Annotated in this window: 9 protein-coding genes; all 9 read left to right on the top strand. The window is 65.3% G+C overall.

All coding sequences use genetic code 11. From position 1 onward, the window contains the following. Positions 1 to 16 precede the first annotated feature (16 nt). The 9 genes from tssK to M2394_RS10180 are packed head-to-tail and all read left to right on the top strand — an operon-like array spanning position 17 to position 14,085. The gene (gene tssK / locus M2394_RS10220) at positions 17 to 1,351 is read left to right on the top strand and encodes a type VI secretion system baseplate subunit TssK (protein WP_178920385.1); all 1,335 of its coding nucleotides are present in this window, start codon (positions 17 to 19) and stop codon (positions 1,349 to 1,351) included. A 6-nt stretch (positions 1,352 to 1,357) separates the two neighbouring features. Further along, a complete protein-coding gene (locus tag M2394_RS10215) occupies positions 1,358 to 2,647 on the top strand; it encodes a DotU family type VI secretion system protein (RefSeq protein ID WP_176994476.1) in 1,290 nt (429 codons plus the stop codon). Continuing rightward, on the top strand, positions 2,644 to 6,144 hold the full coding sequence (gene tssM / locus M2394_RS10210) for a type VI secretion system membrane subunit TssM (RefSeq protein ID WP_259172392.1): 3,501 nt from the start codon (positions 2,644 to 2,646) through the stop codon (positions 6,142 to 6,144). Before M2394_RS10215 ends, tssM begins: the two co-directional genes overlap by 4 nt. Continuing rightward, positions 6,141 to 6,794 (top strand): type VI secretion system-associated protein TagF, encoded by a 654-nt coding sequence (tagF, locus tag M2394_RS10205; RefSeq protein ID WP_259172391.1) that lies wholly within the window; start codon positions 6,141 to 6,143, stop codon positions 6,792 to 6,794. The genes tssM and tagF overlap by 4 nt, the downstream gene beginning before the upstream one ends. Beyond that, the gene (locus M2394_RS10200) at positions 6,795 to 7,514 is read left to right on the top strand and encodes a PP2C family serine/threonine-protein phosphatase (protein WP_259172390.1); all 720 of its coding nucleotides are present in this window, start codon (positions 6,795 to 6,797) and stop codon (positions 7,512 to 7,514) included. Continuing rightward, complete coding sequence (locus M2394_RS10195; protein WP_259172389.1) at positions 7,511 to 10,495, top strand: serine/threonine-protein kinase; 2,985 nt, start codon at positions 7,511 to 7,513, stop codon at positions 10,493 to 10,495. The genes M2394_RS10200 and M2394_RS10195 overlap by 4 nt, the downstream gene beginning before the upstream one ends. Beyond that, positions 10,495 to 11,199: an ABC transporter ATP-binding protein gene (locus M2394_RS10190; protein WP_178920373.1), complete on the top strand. Its 705-nt coding sequence runs from the start codon at positions 10,495 to 10,497 to the stop codon at positions 11,197 to 11,199. The genes M2394_RS10195 and M2394_RS10190 overlap by 1 nt, the downstream gene beginning before the upstream one ends. Beyond that, positions 11,199 to 12,383 carry an ABC transporter permease gene (locus tag M2394_RS10185; protein WP_259172388.1) on the top strand — a complete coding sequence of 395 codons (1,185 nt, stop codon included), beginning with the start codon at positions 11,199 to 11,201 and terminating at the stop codon, positions 12,381 to 12,383. Before M2394_RS10190 ends, M2394_RS10185 begins: the two co-directional genes overlap by 1 nt. Beyond that, a complete protein-coding gene (locus M2394_RS10180) occupies positions 12,376 to 14,085 on the top strand; it encodes an SUMF1/EgtB/PvdO family nonheme iron enzyme (protein WP_178920369.1) in 1,710 nt (569 codons plus the stop codon). The genes M2394_RS10185 and M2394_RS10180 overlap by 8 nt, the downstream gene beginning before the upstream one ends. Positions 14,086 to 14,091: the final 6 nt, after the last annotated feature.

Genomic DNA, 14,091 nt, shown 5'->3' with positions numbered 1-14,091 from the left:
AGCAATCGGAGCCCCCATGTCCTGGAACAATCGCGTGGTCTGGTCGGAAGGCATGTTCATCGGAACGCAGCACTTCCAGCAGCATGACCGTTACCTGGAAAACCTCATCGATGCCCGCAGCCGCCCGTTGTCGGCAGGCAGCTGGGGGTTTTCCGAATTGCTGATCGACCAGGGCCTGCTGGCCCAGGGCAAGCTGGCCATTGTGTCTGCACGCGGCCTGTTGCCCGACGGCACACCGTTCAATATCCCCCAGGACGACCTGGCGCCGAGCCCGCTGAACATCGACGACAACCTGCGTGACGGTCTGGTGTACCTGGCCTTGCCGCTCAAGCGTGCAGGCGCCCGCGACACGGTCGACGAGGGCGAAGCCCTTGGCGCCGCGCGCTATGTGAGCCAGGTGCGCGAAGTGCGTGATGACAACGCGCCGTTCGAAAACCGCGCGCCGGTGGCCGTGGGTTCCCGGGCCCTGCGCCTGTTGACCGCCCAGGACGGCATCAGCGATTACGCCGCCGTGGGCCTGGTGCGCATCAAGGAAAAACGCGCCGACCGTGCGCTGGTGCTCGACGACACCTACATCCCGCCGGTGCTCGACGTGGCCGCCAGCAAACCGCTCACGGCGTTCCGCAGCGAACTGCTGGGCCTTTTGCACCAGCGTGGCGAAGCCCTGGCCGGCCGCGTGGTCGCCTCGGGCGCCGGTGGCGCGTCGGAGATTGCCGACTTCATGCTGCTGCAATTGGTCAACCGCGCCCAGCCGCTGATCCAGCATTTCAGCCAGTTGAGCCCGTTGCACCCGGAGCGTTTTTTCAGCGAGCTGGTGAGCCTGGCCGGCGAGTTCTCCACCTTCTCCACCACCGGCCGGCGCCCCCAGGAATACCCGCACTACCAGCACGACGACCTGGCCCTGAGCTTTGCCCCGGTGATGGCAGCGCTGCGCGAGGCCCTGTCGATGCTGATCGACAGCAAGGCCACGCCGATCCCGATTGTCGAGAAAGCCTACGGCATCCACGTGGCGATGCTGGCCGACAAGACCCTGATCGACAGCGCCAGCTTCATCCTCGTGGTACGCGCCGATGTGCCCGGCGAAACCCTGCGCGCGCGCTTCGGCCAGCAGAGCAAGGTCGGCTCGGTGGAACACATCCGGGACATGGTCAACCTGCAACTGCCGGGCATCGGCCTGCTGCCGTTGCCGGTGGCGCCACGGCAGATCCCCTACCACGCCGGCTCCACCTATTACGAACTGGACCGGGGCAGCGAGCACTGGCAGCAGTTGAGCAATTCTGGTGGGTTTGCCTTCCACATCGCCGGGCAGTTCCCGGGCTTGAACCTGGCCTTCTGGGCGATCCGAGGATAATCCGCGATGCATCCCAATGATGACGACCGCACCCAGTTCATGCCGCGCCCGGGTGGCCGTGCGCCAGAACCCGCGCGTGCCGAACCCGCGCCTTTGTCGATGCCGGCCGCGCCGATGCTCACCGGCAAGAGCCAGGGTCTCAACCCGCTGGAAAGTGCGGCTGGCCCGTTGTTGGCGCTGCTGACGCGTCTGCGCAACACCATCGCCCACCCGGCGCCCGCCAGCCTGCGTGCGCAGTTGCTGGCGTACCTGCGCCAGTTCGAAGAGCGCGCCGAAGCCGCCGGTATTGCGCGCAATGAAGTGCTGCTGGCGCGCTACGCGTTGTGCACCGCCCTTGATGAAGCGGTGCTGAGCACGCCGTGGGGCAGCACCAGCGATTGGGGCAAGCAGAGCCTGTTGATCACCGTGCACAACGAGGCCTGGGGCGGCGAAAAGGTCTTCCAGTTGCTCGACCACTGCCTGCAAAGCCCGCGGGAACGCCTGTACCTGCTGGAGCTGTTGTACCTGTGCATGTGCCTGGGTTTCGAAGGCCGCTACCGCGTGATGAACGACGGCCGCAGCCAGTTGGAAGCGTTGCGTGAACGTACCGCTGCGGCGATTCGCAGCGCCCGTGGCGAGCACGAGCGTGAGCTGTCGCCGCACTGGCGCGGTGTGACCGTGGCCCGCGATCGGCTGGCCCAATTCATGCCGCCGTGGATCGCGGTGGCCATCGGCGTTGCGCTGTTGCTGGCGTTGCTGTTCGGCTTGCGCCTCAAGCTGGCGTCGGATGCCGAGCCGGTGTTCAAAAATATCCATGCCCTGGGCGAGATTCCGGTGCAAGCCATCGACCGCCCAGTGGCGCAGCCCAAGGTGATCGAGCGACCCCGCCTGGCGGGCTTCCTGGTAGAAGACATCAAGGCCGGGCGCGTGGCCGTGGAAGACGCAGTGGACCGTTCGGTGGTGACCATCCGGGGCGACGAGCTGTTCGCGTCCGCCAGTTCCAGCATCGTCGATGACTACCAGCCGCTGATGCTGCGCATCGCCGACGCCATTCGCAAAGTGAAAGGCCAGGTTCGCGTCACCGGCCACAGCGATAACCGGCCGATTGCCACGCTGCGCTTCCCGTCCAACTGGGCGCTGTCGGAAGCGCGGGCCAAGTCGGTGCTGGAGATCCTGGCGGCCAAGACTGGCCAGGCCGAGCGCTTCAGCGCCGAAGGCCGCAGCGACACGGAGCCTGTGGCCACCAACAGCACAGCCGAAGGCCGTGCCCGCAATCGTCGGGTTGAAATCACTGTATTGGCGGAGGGCGTCGAGTGAAGGCGTTTTTCAGTTTCATGATTCGCTGGGTGATCCCGGTGCTGGGCCTGATCGCCTTGAGCCTGATCATCTGGTTTGTCGGGCCGTTGCTCGATGCCTTGGTGCCGGAAGGCCGCCGCTGGGCGCTGATCATCCTGGTGTTCGCGGTGTGGATCGCCTACCGCGTATTTCGCATCATCCAGGCCCGTCGCCAGGCCGCCGAAGTGATGCGCAGCCTCGCCGCCGAAACCCCGGCCGACCCCAACAGCGTGGCCACCGCCGAAGAACTCACCACCCTGCGCCAGCGCATGGACGAGGCCCTGGCACTGCTGAAAAAGGCGAAGTTGGGTGGCGATGAGCGCCGCAATCTCTACGAGCTGCCGTGGTACGTGATCATCGGCCCACCGGGTTCGGGCAAGACCACCGCGCTGGTCAACTCCGGCCTGCATTTCCCATTGGCGGCCCAGTTGGGCGCCGGTGCGGTGCGCGGCGTCGGCGGCACACGCAACTGTGATTGGTGGTTCACCGACCAGGCGGTGTTGCTCGACACGGCAGGCCGCTACACCACCCAGGACAGCAACTCCACGGTGGACAAGGCCGCATGGTTGGGCTTTCTCGACCTGCTGAAAAAGCAGCGCTCGCGCCGCCCCATCGATGGGGCGTTTATCGCCATCAGCCTGTCGGACCTGTTGCTGGGCACCGACGCGGAACGCGCCGCCCACGCGGCCGCCATCCGCCTGCGTATCCAGGAGCTGTACACCCAATTGGGCGTGCGCTTCCCCATCTACCTGATGCTGACCAAGCTCGACTTGGTACCAGGCTTCATGGAGTTCTTCGACAACCTGAGCAAGGAAGACCGCGCCCAGGTGTGGGGCATGACCTTTGCCCTGGACGATGGCAAGAACAGCGACAGCCCGCTGGCGCACCTGCAAAGCGAATTCGCCGGGCTGGAACAGCGCCTCAACGAACGCCTGGTGGAACGCCTGCAACAGGAGCGCGACCCGGCGCGCCGCGACCTGATCTACGGCTTCCCGCAGCAGTTCGGCGCGTTGAAAGATTGCCTGCAAAGCTTCCTCGAAGGTGTGTTCAAACCCAATGCCTTTGAAGAGCGCGTGTTGCTGCGCGGTGTGTATTTCACCAGCGGCACCCAGGAGGGCAGCCCGATCGATCGCCTGATCGGCGCCATGGCCCAGAGCATGAACCTGGACCGCCAACAACTGGCGCGCCAGAGCGGCACCGGGCGCAGTTACTTCATCGAAAAACTCTTCACCGCCGTGGCGTTTGCCGAACGCGGGCTGGTGGGCGTGAACCCCAAGGTCGAGCGTCGACGCAAGTGGATTGCGCGTGGCGTGCTGGCGGCCACCGTGGCGGTGGTCGTGGTGGTCAGTGGCCTGTGGTGGGTGAGTTATCGCGCCAACCAGGCCTACATCGCCCAGGTTGACCAGAAGGTCGCGCCGCTGGGGCAGGCGGTACAGAGCCTGAGTCCGGCGCAGCGTGAAGTCCTCGCCGTGCTGCCATTGCTCAACGCGGTGAAGCACCTGGCGGGTGACTCGCCGAGCTGGTCCGAAGGGCTGGGTCTTTACCAGGGCGACATGCTCGAAGCCGAGTCGGCCAGTGTCTACCGCAAGCTGTTGATCGCCGTGTTTGCACCACGCCTGGTGACGCGCATCGAAGAACAACTGCACGGCGGCGGCAATTCCGACTTCCTCTACGAAGGCCTCAAGGCCTACCTGATGCTGGCCGACAGCGAGCATTACGACCCGGACTTCATCAAGGCCTGGATCGCCCTCGACTGGGACCGCAACCTGCCGCGCGACCTGCCGGCCGATCAGCGCCAGGCCCTGAGCGGGCACTTGCAGGCGCTGTTCGAGCGCCATCCGCCGAATGCGCGCCTGGACCCACGCTTGATCGACGACCTGCGCCGACAACTGCAACAACTGCCGGTGGCGCAGCGTGTGTATGACCGGGTCAAACGTCAGAAACTGCCCGAAGGCATCCCGGATTTTCGCCTCAACGAAGCCGCAGGCCGTGATGCGGCGCTGGTGTTCAGCCGCAAAAGCGGCAAGCCCCTGGGCGAGCCGTTGAGTGGGTTTTTCACCGCCAAGGGCTATCGCCAGGCGTTCTTGCTCAGCAGTCTGAACCAGACCGGCACCCTGGCCGAAGAGCAGTGGGTGCTGGGCCACGAACAGGTGGATCAGCAAAACGTGGTGAGCCTGGCCGGCGATGTGCGCCGTTTGTACTTCCAGGACTATCAACGCCAGTGGGACGCGCTGCTGGCAGACATCGACTTTGTACCGATCACCAGCGTGGCCCAGGCGGCCGACGTGCTGCGGGTGATCTCCGGCCCGACCTCGCCACTGAAAAAACTGCTGGTGGCAGTGGCCAAGGAAACCGACCTGCAAGCCGAAGAACGCCAACTGGCCGCCAAAGGTGTGCCGGTGGAAGGTGGTGTGGATAAGCTCAAGGAGCGCCTGGGCAGCCTGCTCGGCCAGGAGCAACCGACGGCCAGCGCGCCGGCTGCTGCGGATGATCCGGTGACCGCGCACTTTGCCGAACTCAACAGCATCGTCAGCAAAAACGAAGGTGAGCCAGCGGCCATCGATGGCCTGCTGTCCGACATGAATGCGCTGTACGTGCAGGTGAGCGCCATGGTCGGTGCCAGTGGCGACGCCTTGCTCGGCGAGGCGAAGAACCAGGCGGCGGCTGCGGCCACGCGGGTCAGCCTGAATGCCGAGCGTCAGCCGCCGCTGGTGCAAGGCATGGTCAAGTCGGTGGTCAACTCCACCACCAACACCATGATGGGCGGGGTACGTAACCAACTGAACGCGGCGTGGGTCAGCGAAGTGGTCAACGTGTATCGCCAGTCTCTGGCCGGGCGTTACCCGATGGCGCCGGGCAGTGCACGGGATGCCACCCTGGACGACTTCGGCCAGTTCTTCGGGGTGGGCGGGGTGATGGATAACTACTTCCGCAAATACCTGCAGCCTTACGTGGACACCTCGGCCCAGACCTGGCGCTGGCAGCCGGGCGCGGCGCAGAAACTGGGGATTGCCCCGGGCGTGCTGCAAACCTTCCAGCGTGCGGCGGCGATCCGGGATGCGTTCTTCCGCGCCGGGGGCACCCAGCCCATCGTGCGTTTTGAACTCAAGCCGGTGTCGATGGACCCGACCATCACCCAGTTCCTGCTGGATCTGGACGGCCAGCAACTGAGCTACGACCACGGCCCCAGCCGCCCGGTGGCCATGCAATGGCCAAACCCCGGCAGCATTGGCGTGGTGCGGATTTCCATCATGCCGCCGTCGGCCAGTGGCCGTTCCGGCGTGACCCTGGACGGGCCGTGGGCCTGGTTCCGCCTGCTGGAGCAGTCGGACCTCACGGCCGGCAACTCGCCGGACCGCTTCAACCTGCGCCTGCGGGTCGACGGCGCAAGCATCGCCTACGAGTTGCGCGCCAACAGTGCCTTCAACCCGTTCAAGAGCCGGGTACTCAGCGGCTTCAGCCTGCCGGAGCGGCTATGACGACGCTGGGCTTCTACGGCAAGTTGGCCAGCCGCGGTGACTTTGTCAGCCGTGCCTTGCCCCAGAGCTTTATCGGCCCGTGGGACAGCTGGCTGGCAGCAGGTTTGCTCGCCAGTCAGAACAGCCTCGGCGGTGACTGGCTCAACACCTACCTGGTCAGCCCACTGTGGCGTTTTGTGCTAGCGCCGGGCGTGTGCGGGCCGGACGCCGCAGCGGGTGTGGTGATGCCGAGCATTGACCGGGTCGGGCGTTATTTTCCGCTGGCGGTGGTCACCTTGCTCGATCACGACACCAATCCCGCGTCCCTGGTCGGCGGACCGGACACCTGGTTCGAGCAAGCAGAAGAACTGCTGCTCAGCACCCTGGATGCCGGCGCCACCTTCGAACGTTTCAACGAGGGCCTCGACAACCTGGGCCTGCCGAGCAGTGAACCCCGCGCGGTCGATAGCCGTTTCGCTGGCCTGCAACGGGTGGCCGCCACCGTGCCCCACGGGCGCCTGGCCGCGCTGGCCGAACAGGCCTGTGAAGGGGCGAGCCTGTGGTGGGGCCGTGGCTCGCAACAGATTTCCCCTGGTTTATTACGGTGTCAGGGCCTGCCTGCCGCCGGCGATTTTGCGCAGTTTTTGCTCGGACAAGAAGGTGTGGTGTAGATGGGGTCGACGTTCAAATCTGCGAGCAAAAGCCATGTGGGCATGGTCCGCCAGGTCAATGAAGACGCGTGCCTGGACCTGCCGGAGAACCGCCTGTGGGTGGTGGCCGACGGCATGGGCGGGCATGCGGCGGGCGACTATGTCAGCAGCCTGATCGTCGACAGCCTGCGCGGCGTGCCGGTGGGGCGTTCCCTGGACGAGTACTCGGCGGCCCTGCGCAATGACCTGATCCGCATCAACGCCGCCGTGCGTGAAGAAACCGCCAACCGTGGCGTGAGCCTGATGGGCAGCACCGTTGTGGTGCTGGCGGCGCGCGGTCTGCGAGGCGTGTGCCTGTGGGCCGGCGACAGCCGTTTGTACCGCCTGCGCGATGGCGTGCTGGAAGGCATCTCCCGCGATCACAGCTACGTGCAGGACCTGCAAGACAGCGGCCTGCTCAGCGAAGCCGACGCCCGCGTACACCCGCGCGCCAACATCGTCACCCGCGCCATCGGGGTGGAGGCGCAGTTGGACCTGGCTGTCACCGACCTGCTGATCGCTCCCGGCGACAGCTACCTGCTGTGCAGCGATGGCCTGAACAAGACCGTCGAAGACCATGAAATCCGCGACGTGCTGAGCCACGACGCCCCCGACGAAATCGTGCGCAGCCTGGTGCACCTGGGGCTTAACCGGGGCGCACCGGACAACATCACCGCCATTGTCGTGAAGGTCTCGCCATGAACATCGTGATTCCGGGGTATGACATCGACGGCGAGATCGGCGAAGGCGCCATGGCCAGCGTATACCTGGCGACCCAGCGTTCGCTGGAGCGCAAGGTGGCGCTGAAAGTGATGGCGGCGGCCTTGGCGGCGGATCCGACTTTCTGCGAACGCTTTTTGCGCGAGGGCAAGACCCTGGCGCGGTTGTCCCACCCGCACACCGTGACCATCCATGACATCGGCAATGTCGGTGAGTTGTATTACATGGCCATGGAATACCTGCCCAATGGCACGCTCAAGGAGCGCATTGCCGCCGGCATGACCCCGGAGCAGGGCGTGACGCTGATCCGCCAGATTGCCTCGGCGCTGGGCTATGCCCATGCCCAGGGCCTGGTGCATCGCGACGTGAAGCCGGCGAACATCCTGTTTCGCGCCGATGGCACGGCGGTGTTGTCGGACTTCGGTATCGCCAAGTCCCTGGACGATCGCACCCAGTTCACCCAGGCCGGGTTTGCCGTGGGCACGCCGAGCTACATGAGCCCGGAGCAGGCGCGAGGCCAGGAGATCGATGGCCGCGCCGACCTTTACGCGTTGGGCGTGGTGCTCTACGAAATCCTGGTGGGCAAGCTGCCGTACACCGGCACCGATGCGCTTTCCACGGCGCTGGCACACCTGACCGAACCCCTGCCGGAGTTGCCGGTGCACCACGGCCGTTATCAGGACGTGCTGCGCAAGCTGTTGGCCAAGGACCCGGCAGAACGCTTTCCGGATGCGGCGGCCTTGCTGCGTGCGCTGGATCAACTGCCGGCAGACTCGCCGGAAGCGACGCTGGTACGGCCGTTGCCGATACCGGTTCCGACTCCAGTCAGTTTCGACTTGGCTGGCATCACACCAGAGTCCATCGAGATCCCCACCGACAAACCCCAGCCGGTGCGCCAACCGGTGGTGCCGCCCACCCAGCACAGTGAACAGCGTCGCGGTCCGGTGTTGGCACTGGCGGCCGTTGCGGTGGCGGTTGCATTGGCCATTGGCGGCGCCAGTTACTGGTGGTTGAGTGGCAGCGATACCCCTGCCGCCAAGCCTCCGGCTGCCGTGGTGCCGACGGTCACACCACCGCCTACGCCCGTTGCATCGGTGGCCGAGGTGGATGGCGGCCAGCGCCCGTTGCTGATGGCGGGCAAGAAGACCCTGTTCCAGCGGGTCCTGAGTAAGCCCGGCGCCAAGCTTTCGGCAGAGGCCGGCAGTGCGCCGGGCAAGGCGTTGCCGGCGTTTTCTGTGCTGTATGTCTACCAGCGTAAAGACGTCGACGGCAGCCCGTGGGTACGCGTCGGTGCCGCCACCGATGGGCGCAGCGACGGCTGGCTGCCTGCGGCCCAAGTCAGCGACTGGAAGCAGAGCCTGGTGCTCAAGTTCACCGAACGCTCGGGTCGGGCACCGGTGATGTTCCTGCGCCAATCCGCTGAGGTGGAAAAGCTGCTGGCTGACCCGGCAGCCGCCAAAGGTGTATTGGCCAAGGCGCAGAAAAACCGTGACGACAACGGCCAGGTGCTGGCCTTGGAACCCACGGCGAGTGCGGTGCCGCAGAACCAGTTCTACCTGTTGCCGATCTTCGATTCCAAAGAGAGCTTCGACGAAAACGGTCAGCCGGTGCAGCTGCTCAATGTGGCGTCCATCGACCCCGGCGGCGCAGCGGCCAAGCCCGCCACGCCGGTGATCAGCGCCAACGCCGACGCCTTCCGGACCGCCGTGGTGCTGGTGGTGGACACCACCGTGTCGATGCAGCCCTATATCGACCAGGTGCGCGACGTGGTGCACGAGCTGCAAACCCGTATTGCCGAGCGCGGCGAGCTGGACAGCGTGAGTTTTGGCTTGGTGGGGTTCCGTAACAGCATCAAGAAAACCCCGGGCCTGGAGTATGTGGCCAAGACCTTGATCACCCTCGACCAGGGCCGCGACCCGCAACGCTTCCTCGACATGGCGCGCCAGGTCAAGGCGTCGACCGTGTCCAGCCATTCCTTCAACGAAGATGCCTTCGCCGGTGTGATGCAGGCGGTGGATGGCATGGACTGGTCTGGCTACGGCGGGCGCATCATCCTCTTGGTGACCGATGCGGGTGCGCTGCGCAAGAACGACCCGTTTGCCGCCACCCAGATGAACGAGGCCGAGGTGCGCCAGGCGGCGCTGGGCAAGCAGATCAAGATCTACGCCCTGCACCTGCGCACCGATGCCGGCAAGAAAACCCACGCCGGCGCCGAGAGCCAGTACCGCATCCTCACGGCAGACGCCAACCCGCAGATCGGCGACCTGTACACGCCGGTGCCGGGTGGCGACGTGCATAAGCTGGGTGAGCGTGTGGACGAGATCGGCAGCGTGTTCGCCAACCTCGTGCACCAGGTGCGCAGCAACACGCCGCAACCGGTGCCGTTGCTGAGCAGTGCACCGAGCCTGGCGGACAAGTCGGCGGCGGTGGGCTATGCGATGCACATGGACTTCCTCGGTCGCAAGAGCGCAAGCCAGGCGCCGCAGCTGGTCAGCGCCTGGACCGCCGACCGTGACCTCACCAACCCGGCACTGCCGGCGTTCCAGGTGTGCGTGATGCTGACCAAATTGCAGCTCAACGACTTGCAGCAGTCGCTGAAACTGATCGTCGATGCTGCGCGCAAGACCCAGACCTCACCCAAGGATTTCTTCCAGGAAATCGCCAGCGCCTCGGCCTACATGAGCCGCGACCCACAGGCCCTGCGCAAGGGTGGCAACCTGGCCGACGGCGGCATCCTCGGCGAATACCTCGAAGGCCTGCCGTACCGCAGCAAGTCGCTGAACATGACCCAAGACCTGTGGTTGTCGTTGAGCGTGGCCGAGCAGGAAGACTTTATCGACGAGCTGGATTCGAAAATCCGCCTCTACGAAACCTTCCACAATGACGTGGCCAACTGGGTCCGTTTCGGCGATGCCGAGCCGGGCGATGCGTTGTACCGCGTGCCGCTGTCGACGTTGCCGTGATGTTGAACCTGAGCGCGGTGCACAAGAGCCGGGGCGTCGGTAGCCAGCGCTATAGCCTGGTAATCCCGGCGCTGGCGCTGCGTGCGGGTGAGCAAGTGGCAATCGTCGGGCCCAGCGGTTGCGGCAAGAGCACCTTGCTGGACCTGCTGGCGCTGGTGTTGGCGCCCGATCAGGTCGGGCAGTTTGAATTCCATCAGCACGACATCGCCGGGCTGTGGCGCGGTGATCAGCAAACCACGCTGGCCGCCCTGCGCAGCCAGCACTTGGGGTATGTGCTGCAAACCGGTGGCTTGCTGGGCTTTCTCGATGTGCGCAGCAATATTGCGTTGTCCCGCCAACTGCTGGGTTTGAGGGATGACGGCAGCGTGATGCGCCTGGCCGAACAGTTGGAGATCAGCGACCAACTGGCCAAGAAGCCCGCCGCCTTGTCGGTGGGTCAGCGCCAGCGCGTGAGCTGTGCCCGCGCCCTGGCCCATGCGCCGCAATTGGTGTTGGCCGATGAGCCGACCGCCTCCCTCGACCCGCTGAACGCCGAACGGGTGATGCAGGCGTTGCTGGCCCAGGCCCGCGAGCACCGTGCCGCCTGTGTGATCGCCACCCATGACGAACCTCTGGCCCGTGCCAGTGGCTTGCAGGTAAGGCGCATCAGTTGCCGTCGTGATACCGACGGCGGCGTCACCGCCACTCTTGGGGAGGCGTACTGATGCGTATCGGTTTGGTGGCGTCGCTGGCCTGGCAGGACTATCGCAATGATGCCTGGTTGTCGGTCTGTTCAGTGCTGGCGCTGGTGGCGGTGATCGCGCCGCTGCTGGTGTTATTCGGGTTGAAATTTGGACTGGTTAGCAGTTTGACCGAACGTTTGGAGACCGACCCCGCCACCCGCGAAATTATTCCGCTGGGCGGTGGTCGATTCAGCAGCGCTTTTATCCAGCAGCTTGGCGAGCGCAGCGATGTGGCGTTTGCCGTACCGCGCACCCGGCAGATTGCGGCGACGGCACAGGTGGGCACCTTGACCCTGGAAATGCTGCCGACGGCCGCGGGTGATCCGCTATTGAACGGCCTGCCGATGCCCATGGGGCTGGAGCAGATTGTGCTGAGCCACACCGCCGCTGAAAAGCTGGCGGCGCGGCCTGGCGATTGGTTGGACGCAAGCTTTGCCCGGCAAGTGGCGGGGCGTGTCGAGGCCCGGCGCACACGCTTGCAGGTGCTGGCGGTGTTGCCGCTGGAAGCCTTTGCCCGTGACGGTTTGTTTGCCGACCTGGGCTTGCTGGAATCGGCGGAAGATTATCGCGATGGCCGAGCAGTGCCGGCGTTGGGCTGGGACGGTGAAGCGGCGGGTGTGGGTGAGCAGCGGGTGTATCCGGCGTTTCGCTTGTACGCCCGTAACCTGGCGGATGTGGAGCGGCTGCGAGTGTTTTTCGCCGGGCAGAACCTGTTGGTCTCGACCCAGGCCCAGACCATCGCGCAGGTGCAGTCGTTGAGCCGCAACCTGTCGATTGTGTTCTGGGTGATTGCCGGGGTGGCGTGTGTGGGGGCGTTTGCGGCGATCTTCGCCGGGGCGTTGGCCGCCGTGGCGCGCAAGCGTCGTGAATTGTCGGTGTTGCGCCTGTTGGGGTTTTCCACCGGTGGGCTGTTGCTGTTTGTGGTGGTGCAGGCGCTGTACAGCGCAAGTGCCGCCGCCGTGCTCAGTGCTGCGCTGTATGGCGTGGCCGAGGCGGGTTTGAATCAACTCTTTGTGCAGGTGCCGGGCGAATACGCCAGCCATCTGCTGGCGCGTCACTACGGCCTGGCCCTGGTTGCTGTCCTGGGCGTAAGCGCCGTGGCGGCAGCCTGTGGGGGTTGGCGAGTGGCGCGTATCCAGGCTTCTGAAGGAATCAGAGATGTATAAGTTACTGGGCGCCTGCGTGGCGCTGAGCCTGGCCTCGATGGCCTGGGCCGATGAGGCGAGCGACAAGCTGGACAACCCCAAGCCGTTGGAAGGCGATGTGAGCCTGCCGCTGCCGTGCGACGGCAACATGCTGTTCCGCTACGCCTACGTGCTGGCCCAGGGCACCCTGGATGACCGCGAGATCAGCCTCGGCTACCCCTTTGCCGAAGGCGAGGCGGGTTATCAGCAGTCTTTCATTTCCGGCTACCGTCGCGACTTCATCAACGGCCAGTTCACCCTCAAGGACCTGCCCAAGGACTGGAATAAGGTCATCGCGCCGTTGATGCCCAAGACCGACGCCAAGACCCCGCTCAAGCCGATGCTGTACTTCATCGGCAAGTACGAAGTGACCACACGCCAGTACGCGCAAGTGATGTCCCAGGCGCAGTCCCTGGCCAGCGGCGAGCCGGCCCCGGCGTGCGATGCACCGACGGGCATGGCGGCGCGTTTGCCCAAGGTGAAACTGTCGCGCTTCGAGGCCGAGCGCTTCTCGGCGGTATACAGCGCCTGGCTGATGAAATACCACCGCGACCTGCTGCCCGTGAGCGGGCGCGGATCTTCGGCCGAAGACGGCGGCCTGGGCTTTGTGCGCCTGCCCACCGAAGTGGAGTGGGAGTTCGCCGCACGCGGTGGCCAGGCGGTGAGCCGCCAGGACCTGGAAGGGCGCCTGTTTCCACGCCGCGCAGAGGGCAGCGACAGCGACGGCCCGCTGGCCGATTACGCGGTGTTCAACCAGGTTGCCGGTGGCACCGGCCAGGCTGCTCGCCTGATGCCCATCGGCACCAAGTTGCCCAACCCCATCGGTATGTTTGATGTGATCGGCAACGCCGCAGAAATGGTCCAGGAATCCTTCCAGCTGGTCCACGCCGGTCGCCGCCAGGGCACCTACGGCGGCTTTGTGGTCAAGGGCGGCAACTACCTGGAAGGCGAGGGCACGCTGTTCACCGGCATGCGCCGCGAGTACCCGCTGTTTGCCGCCGATGGCACCGAGCAAAGCAACGAGACCACAGGGTTTCGTGTGGCGATTGGCGCGCTGTCGGCGCCGCGTTCGCGTTACAAGGAGCTGTTTGCCCAGTGGCAGAAAGAGGGCCGCCTGGCCTCGCTGACCGACGCCATCGACGACGCCCAGGACCCGACCAAACGCCTGGACAGCATCATCGCCGCCAGCGTCGACCCCAAGCTGCAAGCCGAGCTGGGGCTGGTCAACGAAGAGCTCAAACGCAACGTCTCGCTGATCGCCCAGCAGCGCGAAGAAGCGGCGGGCAACCTGATCCAGTCGGCCGCGTTGGTGGCCGAAACCATCAGCAACTACAACATTCGCCTGGCCAACCTGCAGAAGAGTCGCCAGCAGGCCCTGGACAACAAGGACGAGGCCAGCGCGCAGCTGTTTGCCACGGCCATCGACAACGGCCGCAGCGCGCTGGATGGCGCGGTGGCGATCTACATCGACAACCTGGCCACCGGCACGCGTTACACCGATGCGGTGATCCAGGCGCAGTTTCAACGGATCAAGGAAGAGTTGGATCGCAAGCCAGTGCTCGGCAAGAGCCTGGTGACGCGCGCAACACTGTTCGTTCGCCATGTCGGCAATTACCGCAAGCAACAGCGGGCCGACCCGGCAACGATCTTGAAGGAATTGCTCGCAGCGAGCGGACAGCGATGATCGCTG

This window comes from Pseudomonas sp. BIGb0164, from assembly GCF_024810135.1.
Classification (GTDB): Bacteria; Pseudomonadota; Gammaproteobacteria; order Pseudomonadales; family Pseudomonadaceae; genus Aquipseudomonas.
The sequence above is the reverse complement of the archived record's forward strand: the minus strand, read 5'-3'. Positions and strand labels throughout refer to the sequence as shown.

What these genes read in the sequence shown, in the direction of transcription:
- tssK (WP_178920385.1), top strand. Translation starts at nt 17, where the DNA reads ATGTCCTGGAACAATCGCGTGGTCTGGTCGGAAGGCATGTTCATCGGA.
- M2394_RS10215 (WP_176994476.1), top strand. Translation starts at nt 1,358, where the DNA reads ATGCATCCCAATGATGACGACCGCACCCAGTTCATGCCGCGCCCGGGT.
- tagF (WP_259172391.1), top strand. Translation starts at nt 6,141, where the DNA reads ATGACGACGCTGGGCTTCTACGGCAAGTTGGCCAGCCGCGGTGACTTT.
- M2394_RS10200 (WP_259172390.1), top strand. Translation starts at nt 6,795, where the DNA reads ATGGGGTCGACGTTCAAATCTGCGAGCAAAAGCCATGTGGGCATGGTC.
- M2394_RS10195 (WP_259172389.1), top strand. Translation starts at nt 7,511, where the DNA reads ATGAACATCGTGATTCCGGGGTATGACATCGACGGCGAGATCGGCGAA.
- M2394_RS10190 (WP_178920373.1), top strand. Translation starts at nt 10,495, where the DNA reads ATGTTGAACCTGAGCGCGGTGCACAAGAGCCGGGGCGTCGGTAGCCAG.
- M2394_RS10185 (WP_259172388.1), top strand. Translation starts at nt 11,199, where the DNA reads ATGCGTATCGGTTTGGTGGCGTCGCTGGCCTGGCAGGACTATCGCAAT.
- M2394_RS10180 (WP_178920369.1), top strand. Translation starts at nt 12,376, where the DNA reads ATGTATAAGTTACTGGGCGCCTGCGTGGCGCTGAGCCTGGCCTCGATG.